Source organism: Mesorhizobium sp. AD1-1 (assembly GCF_020164655.1).
Taxonomy (GTDB): Bacteria; Pseudomonadota; Alphaproteobacteria; order Rhizobiales; family Rhizobiaceae; genus Mesorhizobium; species Mesorhizobium ciceri.
Genome location: NZ_JAIUGP010000004.1, coordinates 206,821 through 226,077 on the forward strand (window position 1 = coordinate 206,821; position 19,257 = coordinate 226,077).

Here is a 19,257-nt window from a genome sequence, read left to right on the forward strand (position 1 = left end):
AGCTTGTTGACTTGTAAGGCGTGCATGGGGCGCGCCTGGGACTGGAAGGGAACACAACAATGATAAGCAGAAGAACTGTCTTGAAATCCGGCGGCGCCGCGGCCGCTTTCGCCATAATCGGTGCGCCGTCGATCCTGCGCGCCGCCGACACCGTCAAGGTCGGCCTGTCGATCCCGATCACCGGGCTGCAGGCGATCCTCGGCGAGACGCTGCTCAATTGCTACAAGCTCGCCGCCGCCGAACTGAACGCCGCCAATGGCATTGGCGGGCGCCAGGTCGAGTTGTTCATCGAGGACAACCAGACCACGACCAAGGGTTCCATCGACAAGGCGCGCAAGCTCATCAACGAAGACAAGGTCGACGTGGTCATGGGCACGATCATTTCGCCGGAGCGAAGTGCTACGCTGTCGGTGACCTCGAAGGCCAAGAAGCTGTTCTTCTACCCGACCAATTTCGAAGGCGGCGAATGCAACCGCTACTTCGTCGCCACCGGCCCGATCCCGATGCAGCAAGTCGACCCGATGATGCCATGGGTGGCCGAGACGCTCGGCAAGACCATCTACGTCATGGCCTCCGACTATGCCTGGCCGCAGAAGATGACCGAGGCGATCACGGCAGCCTATGAGAAGGCCGGCGGCAAGATCATCGGCGCCGACTATTATCCGTTCGGCACAACGGATTTCGGCCCTGCATTCCAGAAGATCAAGTCGCTGAAGCCCGACGTCGTGTGGTCGATGGTGGTCGGCAATGACGCGGTCACGCAGCTCAAGCAGTATCGCTCTTTCGACATCAAGCAGCCGCTGATCGCGCCGCTCGACGAGGTGTTCAACAAGGACGCGCTGCCGCCCGGCGTTGCGGCCGGCACCTACGCACCGCAGCCTTACTGGATGGCGCTCGACAATCCGGTCAACAAGAAGTTCATCGCGAGCTTCCGCGAGAAGTTCGGCCAGGAGAAGATGGTCAACGGCATCGGCGAGGCCGGCTACAACGGCCTGCATCTCTACGCCCTGGCCGCCGAGAAGGCCGGATCGCTGAATGACGATGATGTGCTCAAGGCGCTGCCGACGATCGAGTTCGACGCGCCGCAAGGCAAGATCCGGGTCGATGCCAGCAACAACCACACGCTCTGCCATTCCTATGTCGGCAAGGCGGCCGCAGACGGCATCAGCTATGAGATCGCCAAGGATTTCGGGACGATCGCGCCGGTCACCCCTTACTGCAAGCTGTAGGAGCTCCGGCAACGGCTCCAGGCAATCCTGACGGCGGCTTTGCCGCCGTCAGGGCGTCTGCGGCGCCGGCAGCCGCTCGCGCAGTTCGTCGACGAGCACCCTGGTGTTTTCGGAATAGTCGATGGGCACGACGACGAGGTGCACGCCGCCGCCGGTGAAGGCCTGTTCCAGCGCCGGCCGCAAGTCGGCGATCTCCGTAACCCTGGTCCCCCTGGCGCCATAGGCCTCGGCATATCTGACGAAATCGGGATTGCCGAAGGTCATGCCGAAATCCGGGAATTCGTCGACCGCCTGCTTCCAGCGGATCATGCCATAGGCATGGTCTTCGAGCAGCAGAACGACGAGGTTGAGCTTGAGCCTGACGGCGGTCTCCAGTTCCTGGCTGTTCATCATGAAGCCGCCGTCGCCACAGATGGCCATGACACGGCGCTGCGGATAGAGCAGTGCTGCCATCATCGCCGACGGCAGGCCCGCGCCCATGGTGGCCAGCGCATTGTCGAGCAGGATCGTGTTTGCCATGCGGGTGCGGTAGTTGCGCGCGAACCAGATCTTGTACATGCCATTGTCGAGGGCGAGGATCCCATCCGCCGGCATCACGGCGCGGACATCGTGCACGATGCGCTGCGGTGTGAAGCGATCTTCGGTGGCGCGCGCGGCGATTCGGCTCAGAATGCCTTCCCGCAGCGGCAACAAGGCCTGTGCATTGGGGATCTTGCCCTCGATGCGGTCGGCCAGCAGCGCCAGCGAAGGACCGAGGTCGCCGACGATTTCGGCTTGCGGGAAATAGACCTGCTCGACATCGGCTGAATGATAGCCGACATGAATGACCTTCGGCCCCTTCGCCCCCATGATGAAGGGCGGCTTCTCCACCGTGTCGTGACCGACGGTGATGATCAGATCGGCCTGTTCGATGGCCTCGTGCACATAGTCGCGCTCCGAAAGGGCTGCCGTTCCCATATAGAGCTCCGTGCCGCCAGGCACGGTGCCCTTGCCCATCTGCGTGGTGAAATAGGGAATTTGCGTCCGCAGCACGAACTGGGCGACATCGGGAGTCACGCGCGGTCGCGACGCCGCCGCACCAAACATCAGCAGCGGACGCCTGGCTTCCATGATCATACGGGCGGCGCGATCAAGCGCGCCCGGGCTGGCCAGCGGCAGTTCGACCGGATGCGTTGGCACGAGTGCTACCGGTTCACACTCGGCCGCCGCAATGTCTTCCGGCAATTCAAGATGTACGGGGCCGGGACGCTCTTCCTGGGCGACACGGAAAGCTTCGCGAACCAACGAGGGGATCATCTTCGGCGAGACGATCTGACGCGACAGCTTGGTCAGCGGCTTCATCGCCGCGACGATGTCGACGATCTGGAAGCGCGCCTGCCGGGATGACAGGATGCCTTTCTGGCCGGTGATCATGATCATCGGCATCGCGCCGAGCAGCGCATAGGCCGAACCGGTCGAAAGGTTGAGCGCGCCCGGGCCAAGCGTGGTGATGCACACACCCGGCTTGCCGGTAAGCCTGCCATAGGTGGCGGCCATGAAAGCGGCTGCCTGCTCGTGGCGGGTCAGGATCAGCTGGATCGAGGAGCGGCGGATGGATTCGACGATGTCGAGATTTTCTTCGCCCGGAATGCCGAAAATCCGCTCGACCCCTTCGTTCTCGAGGGCCGCGACGAACAGATCCGAACCTTTGGTCATGACCACCTCTCCCGCAACATTCCGTCGGCCACCTTCATATGGCATCGGAATGCGACGCCTCAAAGAGGCATCTTCGGCTGCGGGTCAGCGGCGCGTGTTGCAGCTCGCCGCTTTCGGCGAGGCGAAAAGTTCCTTCGGTGCAGACCACTGGCTGAGCGGTGCGCCGCGCGTGCCGGTGATCAGCGAACGCAGTTCTGACAGATAGGTCTGCACGAAGAACGAGGTCTGGCTTTCCAGCGGCGTATAGGGACCAGGCCGGTAGGCGCGCGACATGATGCCGTCGGCATTGTCCTCGGTGATCTTCTTGTCCTGCACCGTGGTGACGTCCCACATCCAGCTGATCGCATCGGCGTCGACGTCGTTATCGGCATCCTTGTCGACGAGCCATGTCAGGATGACGTCTGTTTCCATGGCGTTGCGCGGTATCATCTGGAACAGCGTGACATAATCATTGGCAGCACTTGCAAACGACAGGCGTCCGAGGCGGAAGCCGCTTTCGCCACCATCATAGGCGTGACGGCCGCCCATCAGGCATGAGACCCCCTCGCCCGTATTGGACAGCGTGTTGCGGCCAGATCCGATCGGCTTGCGGTGCATGGCAAACGGCATCGTGTCGAGGTCGCCAGCCTGCCACGCGCCCTTGTGGAACTCGGCATCGCCGATGACGCTGTGCCAGGCCTCGATTTCATTCTGCCACTCGACCGCCTTGTCGGCGTCGCGGGTCGCGGTCACTTTGACATGGCCGTTGACGCGGTAATATTCGGGGTGGGCCGGCCGGCAGTGATAGCATTCGAGGAAGTTCTCGAGCACCAGCTTCCAGTTCGCCTTGGTGAGATAGTTCTTGCGCGCGACGATGCGTGCGCGGTCAAGGCCGTTTTCGCGCAAGCCGCCGGTCAGCCCGTCCGCGACAGGCTGGATGTCGGGCAGCGAATTGGCATCGAGGCCGCAGAACACGAGGCCGCCGAAATGCTTGCAGGGCACGCGGTGCAGTCCCAGCGCTTCCGGATCGACGCTTTCCGGTAGATCCTGCCGTGACTGCAACTCGCCGGTCAGCCTGAACGACCAGGCATGGTAGGGGCAGACCAGAAGCTTGCCGCGACCATCCTTGGCGCAGAGCCGCGAGCCGCGATGGGTGCAGACATTGTAGTAGGCCGCGATGTCCTCCTCGCCGTCGTCGAAGCGCACGACGATGATCTCCTCGTCGAAAAGCTGGCGCACGATGAAGCGGCCCTTTTCTGGGACCTCGCTGGCATGGGCGACAAGCATCCATTGACGCGGAAACCACAAGTCCCGTTCCAGCGCGAAGATGGCAGGGGCCGCGTAGAAGGCCTGTTCCAGCGACCAGTCCGGACGTTGCCGGTCGATCAGCCTGACGGTCTCGCTTCTGTCGATAGGCTGGCTGTTCGATGTGTAGGCCTGCACGGCAAACACCTTTCTGCTCGCTGGCGTTCGAATGACGTTTCGATAGAGTGTGCGATGCGGAAAGGCTTGCAGCAAATACAGAAATGATAGACCTTCATATCGAAAAGGCATGAAAGCAGGTTTGGATCGTGAAAACCCTCAAGACATCGCTTCCCCTGCTGAACGCCATGGTCGTCTTCGAGGCTGCCGCCAGGCATGGCGGGCTGACGCTGGCCGCACAGGAGCTCAACATCGCACAATCGGCGGTCAGCAGGCATGTCGCCAATCTCGAGCGCCAGCTGTCGGTCGAGCTGTTCACGCGCAGAGGCAACCGCGTCGCCGTCACCGGGGCCGGCAACACGCTGGCCGAAGCGATCCGCGAGGGTCTCGGCACCATCAGGCAAGCGGTCGAGGATTTGACCGCGCACGACAGCGATACATTCGTGGTCGGCTGCAGCCACGACTTCGCGCAGGCATGGCTGATGCCGCGCTTCGGCCTCATCACATCGCAGGTTGCCGATGGCCGGGTGCTGCTGCAGACATCCACCGACTACAGGGATTTCGACCAGCCTGAAGTGGCATTGTCGATCCGTTTCGGCGAAGCCGGGCAATGGCCCGACTTCGTGACCGAAAAACTGCTCGAGGGTGAGTGGTTCCCGGTTTGCGCGCCCGCGTTCCTGGCGCGTTATCCGGCGCTCGCCTCGGAAGAGCCTGAGGCTTTCCTGGCAGTGCCGCTGCTGCATCAGGTGACGCCGCCGGGCGCGATCGACAGTTGGCAATCGTGGGTCGGAACCGACCGGAAACTCGACGGACCTCGGTTCACCGGCTACATGTCGATGATACACGAAACCATCGCCGGGCGCGGCGCGGCGCTCGCCTGGGCGGGATTTGCCGACGAGCATCTGCGCCGCGGCCAGCTCGTCCGGCTGACCAAGACCTCGCGGCGCCACGCCGGCTCCTTCCACATCGTCATGAGGAAGAACGCCGGCCCGGTTGTCAGGGCGGTGGCGCAGGCGCTGCTCGGCAGCGTCGGCGACAGCTTGCAGGCAAGCGCCGGGGGCAGCTGACGATCAGGCCTCGCGACCAAACCGCGACGCCTCGTGACGCGCGCCCCAGACCGGCATGGCGGCTTCGATTTCAGCTTCCGACTTGAAAGCATCGGATGCGTAGCGGTCGACACGGAACCGCTCGGCGGAAACGAACGGGGTCTGCCCGAGAACCAGTTCGCAAGAGAGCCGGCCAAGACCCGGCCCATGGGTGACGCCGCTCTCATTGTCGCCACCGACGACCACGATATTGTCGCTGCCGGGGACTTTGCCGACGATAAGGTTGTTGTCGGGCGTGTAGCACGGCACGCCTTGCGCCCAGCTCGCGATCCTCGAACCGCGCAGCGGCGGGAACACCGTCTGCAACTCGGCAAGCTCCTGCTCGGAGGTTTCCTGCATCAGCCCGATATTGTGCGGCTGGCCGGGTTCGATTTCGCTGTCGTTCGTCTTGTAGAGAGGTTTGTAGTGCCGGCCGGTTCCCCACATGACGGCGCCGAATGTCTCGCGCAGCCACAGCCGCAATTCGCGGCACTGGACGGTGGGAATGGTCGATGGCAGCCCACGGTCGTCGGTGACGATGCGCGTTGCAACGACGCGCAGCAGCGGCAACTGCCAGCCAAGGCCTGACAGGACCTGGTTGTTCCAGGCGCCGGCGGCAACAATCACGCCATCAGCCTCAAGACCGCCCTGGTCGGTCTCGATCGTCACCCGGTCGCCGGCATCATGGACGGCAGTCACGCGTGTGTTGCTGCGGAAGACGCCGCCGAGCTCGCTGGTCTGGCCGGTCAGCACCCCCATCGCCAGCTTGGTGTCGAGCTGGATGCCATGCGGATTGTAGGCCGCCGAATGGACCCGGGCCGGATCGATGAGACCCTGCATCTTCTGCCCGATCTGCACGGCATCCAGGTCCTGCATTTCCGGCGGCGCATAGGGAGAATCCAGCACCGGGCGGACGAAGCGTTCGCGCCCGTCCTCGGTCAGCGCCATGATCAAGGTGCCGTTTGGCCGATAACCAATCTCGACGCGGACCTCGTGTAGCCTGCGATAGAAATCGAGGCCATATTGCTGCAGCTGAAAGCCCTCTTCACCGAGCGGGATCATGCCGGCGGACCAATGGGAGACGAAGCCAGCACCGGCGCTTGTGGTTGCGGCACCCGGCTGGCCGGCATCGATGACCGTCACCCGGCGCACGCCGGACCGCAGCAGATGGAAAGCCGCGCTGCAGCCGATGATGCCGCCGCCAATCACCGCGATATGCCTGCTATCGCTGCCGCCATGGCTTCCGTTTGAACTCATCTTTGTTCTCCCTTTTGCCGATGTTCCGGTCGGAGCGACATACAGCGACGGCGACCATACAGGCTCGTCCCGGACTGTCTAGACACATGTGTCTGTGGCCTGATACTTGATGCGCACTGCATCTGGATCACACGTCCGGAACGCCGCTTGATCCGGCTTTCCGTTGTGTTGTGTCGCCGAGAGAGCGAGGAAAAAGTGAGCGTTTCGACAGCCGCCCAGGCCATTTTCGACAGTGAAATCATATGGGACGCGCATTCCGGCTTCATGCCGGACCCGGCGGCGGACCTGAACAACCTGCAGATCTGGCGCGACGCCGGCATCGACTATCTGTCGATCGATGTCGGCTTCGACCTGTTGCCCTGGGAGCAGACCGTGCGGACGCTCGCAAATTTCCGCCACTGGATTCTTGCCAATCCCGAGCACTACACGCTGGTCTCCTCCGTCGCGGAAATCCGCAAGGCCAAGCTTGAAGGCAAACTGGCGATCACCTTCGACATCGAGGGCATGAACGCGCTCGACGGCCGCGTCGAGATGGTCGAGTTCTATCACCATCTGGGCGTCCGCCAGATCCTGTTTGCGTACAACAGGAACAATCTGGCCGGCGGCGGTTGCCACGATGTCGAGACCAGCCTGACGGCGTTCGGCCGCGAGGTCATCGACGAGATGAACCGTCTCGGCATGTTCGTCGACGTCACCCACACCGGCTATCGCACCTCGATGGAGGTGATGGAATACTCCAACCGGCCGGTCATCTTCTCGCACTCCAACGCCAAGGCCTTGTGCGGCCATGGCCGCAATATCACCGACGAGCAGATCAAGGCCTGCGCGCGCACCGGCGGCATCGTCGCGATCGTCGGGCTCAATCGTTTCCTGGGAGAGGGACGCACGGACTCGGACAGGCTGGCTGACCACATCGAATATCTCGTCGACCTGGCTGGCCCAAATCATGTCGGCATCGGACTGGACTACGCCTTTCCGGTTGATGTCAAAGGTATCGACCGCATCATTTCCGACAATCCGCAATTCTGGCCCAAGAGCGAATATCCGGAGGGGGCGACGACCTACGCGGCTCCAGGTCAGATGCGCGAACTGACCGAGGTTCTTCTGCGCCGCGGCCAGTCCGAGCAGACCGTGCGCGATGTCCTGGGCGGCAATTTCATGCGCCTGGCGGCTGAAATCTGGAAGTGAGCGGCGGCCGAGAGGCCTATCTCCGCTACAGCTCTTGATCCAGGCCCCACCGAATGGCGGGCCAGGCCATATCGTCTGCGCGATCACATTCCGCCCGTGACTTGCCCAAGTCGACGCGCCGGCGGCGGTCGGAACAGATGTCGAGATTTTCCGCAAGATCGTCCGTATCCAAGATTCGGACGTGCCGGCAAAATTTTCGCTAGACATAGATGTCTATTATTAGCAGTTTTAGCGGACCGACACATTCGGCCCGGCTTGGAGAATGGCCTGCGGCCTGAAAACAAGACAACGAAAACAGCTGAGGGGTAGAGCATGTCCATTCTAGCCGACACCAGGGTTTCGCGCCGCAGCCTGCTCGCCGGAGCCGGCGCTTTCGGCCTCGCCTCAATGGTCAATCCAAAAGTTTCCTGGTCGAGCGACGGGCCGATCCTCAAGGTGCGCTCCTACGCCGACATCCAGACGCTCGACCCTTGCTTCCGGCTGGCGGCGCCTGAAGGCGACATCACCAGCGTCATCTTCGCCGGCCTCGTCGTCACCACGCCGGGCGACAGCTGGGGCTGGCGGCCGATGGCGGCGGAAACGATCAAGCAGCTCGATCCGCTGACCGTCGCCTTCCAGCTGCGCGACAATATCGGCTTCACCGATGGCTACGGCCAGATGACGGCCGAAGACGTCAAGTTTTCGATCGAACGCATCGCCGACCCAGCCAACAAGAGCCCCTATTCCGGCGACTGGGCAACGCTCAAGGAAGTCGAGGTCAAGGACAAGCTGTCGGGGCTGATCCACCTGAAACAAGCCTTCGCGCCGCTGTGGACGTCGACCTTGCCGACGCCGTCCGGCACCATCCTGTCAAAGCGCGCCATCACCGAGCTCGGTGGCAAGATGGGCGTCAGGCCGGTGGCTCAGTCAGGCCCCTACATCCTGAAGGAATGGCTGCCCAAGCAGCGCACGGTGCTGGTCCGCAATCCCGACTGGAAGTACGAGCAAGGTGCCTTCGCGGAAATCCACATTCATCCGATCGAGGACGAGAAGACCGCCGAACTCGGCTACGAGGCCGGCGACCTCGACTACACCTGGACCGCGGTCTCCTCGATCTCGCGCCTGAAGCAGACGCCGCCGCCGAAGACGACAGTGGTGGAGAAGCCTTCGCTGGCCTTTGTCTGGCTTGGCATGAACCAGGATGTCGCTCCCTTCAACAATCCCAACATGCGCCGCGCGGTTCAGTACGCCGTGGACCGCAAGGCGGTGGTCGACGCTGCCTATTTCGGCGCCGCCGCCACCGCCACCGGCATCATCGCGCCCGGCCTGCCCGGCCATCGTGAGAAGAACCTCTTCGATTTCGACCCGGACCGCGCCCGCGACATGATCGCCAAGGAGGGGCTGGCCGGCACGACCATCACGCTCGATATCCTCAACAAGACCGAGCGCCTGACCGCGGCGCAGGTCGTGCAGTCGAACCTGCAGGATGTCGGCCTCACCGTGGAGATCAAGCAGAACGACAGCGGCACCTTCTGGACGCTTGGCGCTAAGGAAGGCGACTACTGGAAGAAGCTGCAGATGATCATCAGCCGCTTCTCCATGCAGCCGGATCCGAGCTGGGCGACTGCCTGGTTCACCCGCGACCAGATCGGCGTCTGGAACTGGGAGCGGTTTTCCAGCGAGGAATTCGACAAGCTCAATGCCGAAGGCATGGTCGAGCTCGACCCGGCGAAACGCGATGTCATCTACAAGAAGCTGCAGGACCTGATGGAGGAGAACGGCAACTACGTTTTCCTGACGCATGAGGTCACCGGCATCATGAATCGAGACACGCTTGTGGCCGGCCTGAAGCCGAACGGCGAACCCGTGTTCACCGACTTCAAACCGGCATGATGTCGGCGGGCGGGGCTCGCCCCCACCAAAGACCGTCCGACAGGTACCGAAAATGATCCGCTACGCCCTCAAGCGTCTGTGGCTTGGCGCCATCATCATCAGCGTCGCTATGATGATGATGTTCGCCATGGTCTACCTCATTCCCGGCGACCCGGCCTCCGTCGCGCTGGGGCCACGCGCGACGCCGGAGATGATGGAGGCGCTGCGCGTACGCATGGGCCTCGACCAGCCGGTGTGGCGGCAGTTCCTGCACTTCTACGGATCGGTCCTGCGCGGTGACCTGGGCACCGAGGTTCTGTCGAACCGGCCGGTGCTGGACGTGGTGATCGAGCAGCTTCCGTTCACGCTGGCGCTGGTGGTCGGCGGCATCACCTGGTCGGTGGCGCTTGGCATCCCGCTTGGCTGTATCGCCGCGGTGCGCCGAGGCGGCTTTGTCGATCAGGTGATCGGGGTTCTTTCGGTGGCGATGATCGCCGTGCCGTCCTTCGTCGTCGCCATCTATTCGCTGCTGGTGTTCGCGGTCGCACTGCAATGGCTGCCGGCGATCGGCGCCGGCGAACCGGGCGACCTCGCCAGCCGGCTCCAGCATCTCATCCTGCCGTCGCTGGCGGTCGGACTTGGCTGGATCGGCTACATCTCGCGCATGGTGCGCGCCTCGATGCTGGAGACGCTGGAGGCCAGCCATATCCGCACGGCGCGCGCCTTCGGCCTGACCGAAAACAGGATCGTCTACACCTATGCGCTGCGCATTGCCGTGCTGCCAACGATCACCCTGCTCGGCGTCGGTATCGGCCACATGCTGTCGTCTTCCGTTTTCGCCGAAATCGTCTTCGCCCGCCCCGGCATCGGCAAGCTGGTCTATGAGGCGATCTCGGTGCGCAACTATCCCATCGTCTCCGGAGCCGTGCTGGTCACCACGGTCTTCTTCGTCCTCGTCAACGTAGCAGCCGACATCCTCGTCGGTATCTTGGATCCCCGTGTCAGATCAAGTTTCAACTGAGCTGTCTTCCGGCGCCAGCCGGTTGTCCGGATTGTGGCGCACCGTGCGCGGCATCATGCGCGAGCCGCTCGGCGCCGTCGGCCTGACGCTGGTGACGCTGGTGGTGCTGTCGGCGGTGTTTGCCAGCGCGCTGACCAGCTTTGCGCCGAGCAAGATATCGCCGGCCGAACGCTTCGCTTCGCCGAGCCTGCTGCATCTGCTCGGCACCGACCACCTCGGCCGTGATCTTCTGACCCGGGTGCTCTATGGCGGGCGCGTCGCGCTCTTGATCGCGCTGGGCGCGACAGCGGTGTCGCTGGTCGTCGGCGTGGTGCTCGGGCTGATCGCCGGCTATGGGCCGCGCTGGCTCGACAATGTGCTGCTGCTGATCTTCGACGCCGTGAAGAGCTTTCCCACCGTCATGCTGGCGCTGACGCTGGTCACCCTGTTCGGCCCCTCGCTCTATGCGGTGGTGCTGGTGGTGATGCTGGTCAATGTGCCGGGCTATGCCCGCATCATCAGGACGCAGACGCTGGTGCTGAAGTCGGCCGAACATGTCATGGCGGCGCGCTCGATGGGCGCCAGTGCCGGCCGTATCCTGCGCGTCCATATCCTGCCCAACATCATCGGCCCGATCCTGATCCTGATATCGATGGACATTCCCGTGGTGGTGGCGATCGAGGCCGGCATGAGCTTCCTCGGGCTCGGCGTGCGGCCGCCAACGCCGAGCTGGGGCGCGATCCTCAATGACGGCTTTGCCAACATCCGCGATTCCTACTGGATCGTGATTGCCGGCGGCCTGCCCATCGTGCTGACCACACTCGGCTTCACCTTCTTCGGCGAGACGCTGCGCGACCTCTTCGATCCCCGGCTGAAGGGGCGGTCATGACGGTTCTCGCGATCAAGGATCTGAGCGTCGCCTTCCACACCGAGAGTGGGCGACTGGAGGCGCTGAAGCAGGTGAGTTTTTCCGTGCCGGCCAACCGCAGCGTTGGCGTGGTCGGCGAATCCGGCTGCGGGAAGTCGACGCTCATCAACGCCATTCTCGGCCTGCTCGCCGACAATGGCGAGATATTATCGGGCGAGATCATCTTCGAGGGCGACAAGAACCTTGCCCGGCTCGACCCCACCGCGATGCGCGGCCTGCGCGGGCAAAGGATCGCCACCGTTTTCCAGGACCCGATGGGTGCGCTCAACCCGGTGCTGTCGGTGGGGCGGCAGATGCGCGACATCCAGTATCGCTCGGGTCTGTCGAAGCGGGACAAGGATGCGCGCTCGGTCGCCATGCTGCGCAAGGTTCGCATTCCCGATCCGGAAAGCCGGCTGACGCAGTTTCCGCACGAATTCTCCGGCGGCATGAAGCAGCGCATCGCCATCGCCATGGCGCTGATGATGGAGCCAGCGCTGCTGATCGCCGACGAGCCGACCACGGCGCTCGATGCGACGCTGGAGGTGGCCACCATCGAACTGCTCAAGGATCTGCAGCGCGACATCGGCTGCTCGGTGCTGTTCATCTCGCATCATCTGGGCGTGATCGCCGAACTCTGCGACGAGATGATCGTGATGTATGCCGGCGAGGTGGTGGAAAGCGGCACGACCCGCGAGATCTTCCACGACGCCCGCCATCCCTACACGCAGAAGCTGCTGGCCTGCGATCCCGCCCGGCTGTCGCAGCGTGTGTCCCGGCTGCCGACGATTGCCGGGACCTTGCCGGACCTGCGCCGCCGACCAAGCGGCTGCGTCTTCCAGCCGCGCTGCGATCGCGCCGACGCCCAATGCCTGACGACGCCTCCCAGCGCCCCTGTCGGCGGATCTCATATCGCCCATTGCTGGCACTCGGACGTTCCACTGGGGGCCATGAGCGCATGAACGAAGACCTGCTCCGTGTCAGCGACCTGCGCGTCTCGTTCCGGGTTGGCGGCCTGTCCGCCAGGCTCGCGGGGCGGGCCACCGAAATCGAAGCGGTCTCCGGCGTCAGCTTCACGCTTCAACGAGGCAGCACCTTCGCGCTGGTCGGCGAATCCGGCTCGGGCAAGACGACGCTGGCGCGCACCCTCAACGGTCTTCAGCCGGTGAAAGCAGGCACGATCGTGTTCGAAGGACAGGAACTGCAAGGCCTGTCCAACGCCGCGATGAAACCGGTGCGGCGGCGCATGCCGATGATGTTCCAGGATCCGGTCGGATCGCTGTCGCCGCGGCTCAGCGTGCGCTCGCTGCTGTCGGAGCCTTTCGTCATCCACGGTTTGTCGGATCGCGATCTCAACGCTGAAGTCACACGGCTTCTTGCGCTGGTCGGGCTGCCGCGCGATTTCGCCGACCGCTACCCGCACCAGCTATCTGGCGGCCAGGCGCGCCGCGTCGGCGTAGCGCGGGCGATTGCGCTGGACCCGGTGCTGGTCGTCGCCGACGAGCCGACCGCCGGCCTCGACGTCTCCGTGCAGGGAGAGGTGCTGAACCTGCTCAACGACCTGCGCGACCGCATGGGCCTGTCGATGCTGATCATCACCCACAACCTGCATGTCGTGCGCCAGATCGCCGACCGCATGGCGGTGATGTATCTCGGGCGCTTCGTCGAGCAGGGCGAAACCGAAGCGATCTTCCGCGCCCCGCATCATCCCTATACGGCGGCCCTTCTCTCCGCCAATCCCGAGCCTGATCCCGACAGGGTGCATCAGCGCATCACGCTGCCGGCTGACGTTCCGTCCTTGCTGGCGCGCCCCTCAGGCTGCGAGTTTCACACACGCTGCCCGCAGGCCGAGGGCCGTTGCGCGCTGGATGTCCCCGTCCCGGCCTCGGTCGGCGACAGCCGTCTGACCTGCCATTTCCCGCTGAACACATAAGGATCGCCACCGGCGCAAGTGTCGGCCGGGGCGTTGAGAGGAGCCGCCATGCAAGATATCCGCATCGTCACCGATTTCCCGCGCAAAATCCGCGAGATCGAGAATTTGTGGATTCCGATGCCGGATGGCGTCAAGCTGGCGGCGCGTGTCTGGCTGCCGGAAGACGCGGAGAGCGATCCCGTGCCGGCGATCCTCGAATATTTGCCCTATCGCAAGCGTGACGGAACGGTGGAGCGCGATGCGCTGACGCATCCCTATTTCGCCGGTCACGGCTATGCCGGCGTGCGGGTCGATATGCGCGGCTCGGGCGACAGCGAAGGGCTGTGCAAGGGTGAGTATCTGAAGCAGGAGCAGGATGACTGCCTGGTGGTCATCGAATGGCTGGCGAGGCAATCCTGGTGCTCGGGAAGCGTCGGCATGATCGGCATCAGCTGGGGCGGCTTCAACGGGCTGCAGGTCGCGGCCCGCCGGCCGCCGGCGCTGAAAGCCGTCGTTTCGCTGTGCTCGACCGACGACCGCTATAACGACGACGTGCATTATCTCGGCGGCGCGATGATGTGCGACAATCTGATGTGGGGAACCACCGCCTGGGCCATCGCCATGACCCCGCCCGACCCGCTCATTGTCGGCGACCGCTGGCGCGATCTTTGGAAACAACGGCTGAATGGCAATGGCATCTGGATGCAGGACTGGTTTGAACACCAGCGCCGCGACGATTTCTACAAGCACGGTTCGATCTGCGAGGAATATTCCGATGTCGAAATCCCGGTCTACGCCGTCGGCGGCTGGGCCGACGGTTATCCCAATCCGATCTTCCGGATGCTGGAAAAGCTAAGCGGTCCCCGTAAAGGGCTGATTGGACCCTGGGGCCATAAATATCCGCACTTCGCCATGCCGGGACCGCGCATCGGCTTCCTGCAGGAGTGCCTGCGCTGGTGGGATCAATATCTCAAGGGCATAAACACCGGCATTGCCGACGAGCCGATGCTGCGCGCCTGGATTCAAGATCCCGCACGGCCGGCAGCGATCTATGACGAGCGACCCGGCCGCTGGGTCGCGGAGCCGGCATGGCCGGGGCCGGGAATCGGCGAAAAGGTGCTGAACCTTGCGCCGCATGTGCTGAGCGAGGCCAGGGGCGAAGACACGATCCTGGAGATTTCATCGCCGCAGACGGCCGGCCTGTCGTCCGGCGCCTGGTGCGGTTATGGCGTCATGCCGACCTTGCCGGTCGACCAACGCACGGAAGAAGGCAATGCCCTGATCTTCGAGACGGCGCCGTTGACCGAAGCGGTCGAGATCCTCGGTTTTCCCGAATTCGAGGTCAAGCTCTCCTCCGACAAGCCGGTTGCGCTTCTGTCCGCCACGCTGTCGCAAGTGTTCCCGGAAGGTGCTGCCTCGCGCGTCAGCTACGGCATCCTCAATCTGAGCCATCGCAACGATGATCTGGACATCGTACCCATGGTGCCGGGCCGGGCGGAGACCGTCCGCATCAAGCTGCGCTGTTGCGGGCAGCGTTTCGAGGCTGGCGAGCGTATCCGGCTGGCACTGGCGACATCGCATTGGCCGATCGTCTTTCCGACCGCCGAGCAGGCGACGCTGTCGATCCATTGCGGGGACAGCCGGCTGATCCTGCCGGTGCGCGCGCCGCAGAAGCTGGACGACACGCTGGGGGCCTTCCTGACTCCGGAAAGCGCCGCGCCGATGGAGCAGGAGGTTCTGGCCAAGGGCGACGGTTTTCAGCGCTCGGTTTCGACAGACCAGGTCACCAGCGAGACCGTCTACCAAGTCGTCAATGATGGCGGCACGGTGCGGCATCCGCATACGGGAATCGTCCTTTCAGCGAAGCATGTCGACCGGTTCTCCATTCACCCCGACGACCCGACCTCGGCGGTCGGCACCTGCACCTGGGAAAAATCCTATGGCCGCGGCGACTGGCAGGCGCGCCTTTCAGTGACGGCGACGGTGCGCGCGCTGCGCGACGTCTGGCGGATCGAGACCCACATCACTGCCCATGACGGAGACGAGCGGATCGTCGACCGCAGCGAGGTCAAGGAGTATCGGCGCGATCTCAACTGAGCGGCGGCGATTGGCAATCAGGCCATCGATTTCGGCAAGGCGACGGCCAGCGCATCGACGGCCAGCCGCACCTTCAGCGGCAGATGCGGTGTCTGCAGCCAAAGCGCGTGGCAGTCGTAGAGATATCGCGGCTGGTCCGGCAACAGCGCCATCAGCGCGCCGGCCTGAATGCGGTCGCGTACCAGCCACCAGGGCAGCCAGGCCAGCCCCATGCCGTCGGCGGCCGCGTCGGCGATGGCATCGAGATCGTCGAGCCGCAGCCGTCCGGTTGGCGTGATCTCGAGCGTGGGTTGCCCCTCGCGCACAAACAACCACGGCTGAACGACCTGGCCGAGCCGGCGGTAGACAATCGCCTGATGGTCGGCGAGATCCTCGATCCGCTGCGGCTCGCCATGAATTCTGAGATAAGAGGGTGCCGCGCAGACGACCATGCCCTGACGCGCGACGCGACGCGCAATCACCCCCACCTTGTCGTCAAGAGTGCCGGTGCGGATTGCGAGATCGTAGCCGTCCTCGGCAAGATCCGCGAAGCGGTCGGTGAGCGACAGGTCGAGTTCCAGCATCGGATATTGATGGGCCAGCTTCAGCAACACGGGGGTCACGCAATGGCGCCCGAAATGCGCCGGCATGGTGACCCGCAGTTTTCCACGTGGCTCCGAAAACTGTTCGGCGGCGAGCGCATCGGCGGCTTCGGCCTCGGCGAGCACCACCCGACAGCGTTCATAGTAAGCGCGGCCGAAGTCGGTCAGGCTCTGCCGTCGCGTGGTCCGGTTGAGCAGCCGCACGCCCAGCCGCTCCTCGATAAACCGGACATGCTTGCCTACCATCGGTCCGGAGAGGTCGAGCGCGACCGCCGCGGCCGCGAACGAGCCGAGATCGACCGCCTTGACGAACACGGCCATGCTCTCAAGCCGATCCATATTCGGAACTCCTGGTTTCTACTGTTCTTCTCTTACAGCCATTTATCCCCAGCAAGACCGGCTGCATAGCTCATTCGGTTCTGATGATTTGGAGTATCCCGAATGACACGCGTAGTTCGCTTTCACCAGCATGGTGGTCCCGAGGTTCTGCGCATCGAGGATGTCGCGCTTTCCCCACCGGGTTCGGGCGAAGTTCAAATCCGGGTCAAGGCACTCGGCCTCAATCGCGCCGAAGCGCTGCTGCGCGCGGCTTCCTATATCGAGACGCCGACGCTCCCCTCGGGGCTTGGTCTTGAAGCGGCGGGCGTCATCGAGGCTATTGGTGTCGGCGTGAAGGATTTCGCGCCGGGCGACAGCGTCAGTGTCATCCCGCCGCAATCGATGATCCGCTGGCCGGCCTATGGCGAGTTTGCCACCTACCCCGCCGGACTTGTCGTCAAGCATCCGCCGTCGCTCGACTGGCAGACGGCAGCGGCCGTCTGGATGCAGTATCTCACCGCCTATGGCGCGCTGATCGATATCGCCGGGCTGCACAGCGGAGACCACGTGGTGATCACCGCAGCCTCGAGCAGCGTCGGGCTTGCGGCAATCCAGATCGCCAACAGGGTCGGTGCAACAGCGATTGCGGTGACGCGGACATCGGCGAAGAGGCAGGCCCTGCTCGATGCCGGCGCGGCTGAAGTCGTCACCTTGGCCGAGGAGGATTTGGCGGCACGGCTGAATGAGATCGCAGGGCCTGAAGGCGTGCGCGTCGTGTTCGATGCGGTCGGCGGCCCGATCTTCGAGCCACTCACAGCGGCCATGTCGCGTGGCGGCATCCTCATCGAATATGGCGGTCTCAGCCGCGAGCCGACGCCATTCCCGCTGCCAGCGGTGCTGAGCAAGACGCTGACACTGCGCGGCTACCTCGTCCACGAGATCACCGGCAACCCTGTGAAACTCGAGGCCGCCAAGGCGTTTATCGTCGAAGGTCTGGAGGACGGGACGCTGAGGCCGATCATCGACAGGACCTTCGCGTTCGACCAAATCGTCGAGGCGCATCGCTATCTGGAATCGAACGAGCAGTTCGGCAAGATCGTAGTGACGATCTGAGATCGTGGTGACGATTTGAATCGTGGTGACTGCCTGAGCAACGGTGGCGAACAAATCATTCTTGCAGGGCAATATCGGCCTTGAAGCCGCGGCTTTGCATCCCTAACTGTTCGGTGCGGGCCGGGCCCCTCTGACTGTCGCTTTTGGCGATTGTGATGTCGGACCGCTTTAACGGGCCCGTTTCCATTCTTTCGGTCAAGCGGGCTCATTCCTTTCGGTTTGGAGCCCCGTATGACATCTACTTCCCTCCTCGGTATGGTTTGCCCCTCCTGCCGCGTCGCGCTCGTGATGAGCGAACGCCAGGGTATCGAAATCGACTACTGTCCGCAGTGCCGCGGCGTCTGGCTTGATCGAGGAGAACTCGACAAGATCATCGAGCGTTCCGGCAGGGAAGCGGCGCCCGCGCCGCAGCCACAGCCGGCAGCATTCTCCCAGCCACAACATGGCCAGAGCCGCGATGACGATTATTCCCGCTCGCACGGTCACCGCTATCCAAAGCGGAAGAAATCATTCTTCGAAGAGTTGTTCGACTGACCGCATGATGCCCGACATCCAGGCCGGCACTTGCTGAAACTTCCGAAACCACATCGACAAAGGTTCATCTCCGATGATTTCCCGCACCAGCCGATTTGCAGCCCTCTTTGCAGGACTGTTCCTTGCATTCTCCATGGTTGCGATGGACCATGCCGAGGCCCGTCGTGGCGGCAGTTTCGGCAGTCGTGGCATGCGTACGTTCCAATCGGCACCGCCGACCAGGACGGCCCCAGCACCGACCGCTCCGGTCGAGCGGTCGATGACGCCCAACACCGGTGTGAACAACGCGGCCCGGCAGCCGCAGGCCGGCCTGCAGAGGCCCGGCTTCATGAGCGGTTTCGGTGGAACGATGATGCGCGGCCTGTTGCTCGGCGGCCTGTTCGGCCTGCTTTTGGGTCAGGGCTTCGGCGGCCTGGCCGGCATGTTCGGTTTCCTGCTTCAGGCCTTGCTGATCGGTGGCGCGATCATGCTGGCCATCAGGTTCTTCCGCTCGCAATCCGCGCGCGGCCCCGCGCCGGCGCTCGCAGGTGCCGGCAATGCCCAGGCTTCGCGATTTGAGAACCGCTCAACGGCAGGGCAGCCGACTGCAGGCTCCTTCACAATTCCCGGTTTCGGCGGCGGTTCAGGTGGAGGCTCTCCGGCCGCCGCCTCCGAGGAGATCACGCTGGCCCAGACGGATCTCGACGCATTCCAGCAGCTGCTGACCGATGTCCAGGAAGCATTCGGGCGCGAAGACCATGCCGCTCTGCGCCGGGCGGTTACACCCGAAATGGTATCCTATCTGTCGGAAGAGTTGGCCGACAATGCCCAGAAAGGTCTCAGGAACGAGGTGACTGATATCACCTTGCTGCAGGCCGACATCGCGGAAAGCTGGCGCGAGGATGAGCGCGACTACGCCACGGCCGCCTTGCGCTACGAATCTCGTGACGTGACGCGCGAACGGGCCAGCGGCAAAATCGTCGCGGGCGACGATGATCATCCGACAGAGACGACCGAGCTGTGGACTTTCGTGCGTGAGAATGGATCGAACTGGAAGCTCTCGGCAATACAACAGGCTTGAGCCTCGGGCGATTTTTTCCGAGGCTTCGC

The 19,257-nt window shown here is 63.6% G+C and carries 16 protein-coding genes; 12 read left to right on the plus strand and 4 right to left on the minus strand.

The genetic code is table 11. The features are described from left to right. The first annotated feature begins 80 nt into the window (after nucleotides 1–80). Nucleotides 81–1,229, plus strand: coding sequence for a substrate-binding protein (locus tag LB519_RS10675; protein ID WP_411909240.1), 1,149 nt, complete (start codon nucleotides 81–83; stop codon nucleotides 1,227–1,229). A 48-nt stretch (nucleotides 1,230–1,277) separates the two neighbouring features. On the opposite strand, the gene LB519_RS10680 is transcribed toward LB519_RS10675, so the two are convergent. Next, nucleotides 1,278–2,924, minus strand: coding sequence for an acetolactate synthase large subunit (locus LB519_RS10680; RefSeq protein ID WP_224619847.1), 1,647 nt, complete (start codon nucleotides 2,922–2,924; stop codon nucleotides 1,278–1,280). An 84-nt stretch (nucleotides 2,925–3,008) separates the two neighbouring features. Next, complete coding sequence (locus LB519_RS10685; RefSeq protein WP_224619849.1) at nucleotides 3,009–4,346, minus strand: aromatic ring-hydroxylating oxygenase subunit alpha; 1,338 nt, start codon at nucleotides 4,344–4,346, stop codon at nucleotides 3,009–3,011. Nucleotides 4,347–4,474: 128 nt separating this feature from the next. Between LB519_RS10685 and LB519_RS10690 the strand changes: the two genes are divergently transcribed. After that, nucleotides 4,475–5,392 (plus strand): LysR family transcriptional regulator, encoded by a 918-nt coding sequence (locus tag LB519_RS10690; RefSeq protein ID WP_063167557.1) that lies wholly within the window; start codon nucleotides 4,475–4,477, stop codon nucleotides 5,390–5,392. Between the two features lie 3 nt (nucleotides 5,393–5,395). Here the strand turns inward: LB519_RS10690 and LB519_RS10695 are convergent, their stop codons facing one another. Next, a complete protein-coding gene (locus tag LB519_RS10695; protein ID WP_224619850.1) occupies nucleotides 5,396–6,667 on the minus strand; it encodes an NAD(P)/FAD-dependent oxidoreductase in 1,272 nt (423 codons plus the stop codon). Between the two features lie 195 nt (nucleotides 6,668–6,862). Here LB519_RS10695 and LB519_RS10700 point away from each other — a divergent pair, with 195 nt between their 5' ends. The 7 genes from LB519_RS10700 (at nucleotide 6,863) to LB519_RS10730 (ending at nucleotide 15,622) form a co-directional block, all read left to right on the plus strand. Beyond that, on the plus strand, nucleotides 6,863–7,855 hold the full coding sequence (locus tag LB519_RS10700) for a dipeptidase (RefSeq protein WP_082826414.1): 993 nt from the start codon (nucleotides 6,863–6,865) through the stop codon (nucleotides 7,853–7,855). Between the two features lie 312 nt (nucleotides 7,856–8,167). Next, nucleotides 8,168–9,727 carry an ABC transporter substrate-binding protein gene (locus LB519_RS10705; protein ID WP_224619859.1) on the plus strand — a complete coding sequence of 520 codons (1,560 nt, stop codon included), beginning with the start codon at nucleotides 8,168–8,170 and terminating at the stop codon, nucleotides 9,725–9,727. Nucleotides 9,728–9,779: 52 nt separating this feature from the next. After that, nucleotides 9,780–10,727: an ABC transporter permease gene (locus tag LB519_RS10710; protein ID WP_224619869.1), complete on the plus strand. Its 948-nt coding sequence runs from the start codon at nucleotides 9,780–9,782 to the stop codon at nucleotides 10,725–10,727. A gap of 22 nt (nucleotides 10,728–10,749) precedes the next feature. Beyond that, nucleotides 10,750–11,595: an ABC transporter permease gene (locus LB519_RS10715; protein WP_224619870.1), complete on the plus strand. Its 846-nt coding sequence runs from the start codon at nucleotides 10,750–10,752 to the stop codon at nucleotides 11,593–11,595. Continuing rightward, complete coding sequence (locus LB519_RS10720) at nucleotides 11,592–12,575, plus strand: ABC transporter ATP-binding protein (RefSeq protein WP_032809696.1); 984 nt, start codon at nucleotides 11,592–11,594, stop codon at nucleotides 12,573–12,575. Before LB519_RS10715 ends, LB519_RS10720 begins: the two co-directional genes overlap by 4 nt. Further along, a complete protein-coding gene (locus tag LB519_RS10725) occupies nucleotides 12,572–13,546 on the plus strand; it encodes an ABC transporter ATP-binding protein (protein WP_013533007.1) in 975 nt (324 codons plus the stop codon). The genes LB519_RS10720 and LB519_RS10725 overlap by 4 nt, the downstream gene beginning before the upstream one ends. A 48-nt stretch (nucleotides 13,547–13,594) precedes the next feature. After that, nucleotides 13,595–15,622, plus strand: coding sequence for a CocE/NonD family hydrolase (locus LB519_RS10730; RefSeq protein WP_224619872.1), 2,028 nt, complete (start codon nucleotides 13,595–13,597; stop codon nucleotides 15,620–15,622). Nucleotides 15,623–15,639: 17 nt separating this feature from the next. On the opposite strand, the gene LB519_RS10735 is transcribed toward LB519_RS10730, so the two are convergent. Next, nucleotides 15,640–16,542 carry a LysR family transcriptional regulator gene (locus tag LB519_RS10735; RefSeq protein WP_063171561.1) on the minus strand — a complete coding sequence of 301 codons (903 nt, stop codon included), beginning with the start codon at nucleotides 16,540–16,542 and terminating at the stop codon, nucleotides 15,640–15,642. A 102-nt stretch (nucleotides 16,543–16,644) separates the two neighbouring features. Between LB519_RS10735 and LB519_RS10740 the strand changes: the two genes are divergently transcribed. The 3 genes from LB519_RS10740 to LB519_RS10750 all read left to right on the plus strand — a co-directional run bounded on the left by LB519_RS10740 (nucleotide 16,645) and on the right by LB519_RS10750 (nucleotide 19,228). Beyond that, complete coding sequence (locus LB519_RS10740; RefSeq protein ID WP_224619873.1) at nucleotides 16,645–17,634, plus strand: zinc-dependent alcohol dehydrogenase family protein; 990 nt, start codon at nucleotides 16,645–16,647, stop codon at nucleotides 17,632–17,634. A gap of 231 nt (nucleotides 17,635–17,865) precedes the next feature. Beyond that, nucleotides 17,866–18,168, plus strand: a complete 303-nt coding sequence (locus LB519_RS10745; RefSeq protein ID WP_024502504.1) for a zf-TFIIB domain-containing protein — start codon at nucleotides 17,866–17,868, stop codon at nucleotides 18,166–18,168. Between the two features lie 73 nt (nucleotides 18,169–18,241). Next, nucleotides 18,242–19,228 (plus strand): Tim44 domain-containing protein, encoded by a 987-nt coding sequence (locus LB519_RS10750; RefSeq protein WP_224619876.1) that lies wholly within the window; start codon nucleotides 18,242–18,244, stop codon nucleotides 19,226–19,228. Nucleotides 19,229–19,257: the final 29 nt, after the last annotated feature.